Source organism: Virgibacillus carmonensis (genome assembly GCF_057836705.1).
On sequence record NZ_JBYQFJ010000123.1, the window covers coordinates 1 to 770 of the forward strand.

Here is a 770-nt window from a genome sequence, read left to right on the forward strand (position 1 = left end):
TTGGATAATGTCCGGAAAATCTGGGAAGAAGTGTAAACAGGAAAAGAGGCGTATAAAATGGAAAAAATAAAAATTGGTGTGATTGGTGCTGGTTCGATTTCGGAGATGCACTTTGAGTCGTACAAAAATAATAGTGATGTGGAAATCTATGCGGTTTGTGATTTGAACGAACAACGTGCCGAGGAAAAGGCAGAGAAATATGGCGCAGAAAAATATTATACAAACTATCAGGATTTGCTAGATAATCCAGAAGTTGATGCGGTAAGTATATGCACGTGGAATAATTCCCATGCGGAAATATCAATCGCTGCATTAAACAGTGGGAAGCATGTGCTGGTTGAGAAACCACTATGTAAAACGGTAGAAGAAGCACGCAACATTGAAAAGGCTGCGAAAAAAAATGATGGAAAAGTCATTCAAGTTGGATTTGTGCGCAGGTTTGGTACCAACACGAAGGTATTAAAGAGTTTCATAGAATCAGGTGATCTCGGTGAAATCTATTATGCAAAGGCTTCCTGTCTTCGTGTTTTGGGTAATCCGGGGGGCTGGTTTTCCGATAAGGAACGTTCAGGTGGTGGCCCGTTGATTGATTTGGGTGTTCATATTATCGATTTATGCTGGTACTTGATGGGCAAACCAAAAGTCAAATCGGTTAGCGGGAACACGTACAATAAACTTGGGAATCGCTCCAATATTCAAAACAAATCATTCTATCAGGCTGCCGATTATGATCCAGAGAAAAATACAGTCGAGGATCTGGCCAACGCCAT

Annotated in this window: 1 protein-coding gene; it reads left to right on the top strand. The window is 40.9% G+C overall.

The annotated features are described in order from the left end of the window. Window positions 1–57: 57 nt before the first annotated feature. A partial coding sequence (locus tag AC3G7N_RS20845; RefSeq protein ID WP_489424075.1) for a Gfo/Idh/MocA family protein occupies window positions 58–770 on the top strand: 713 nt, incomplete at its 3' end.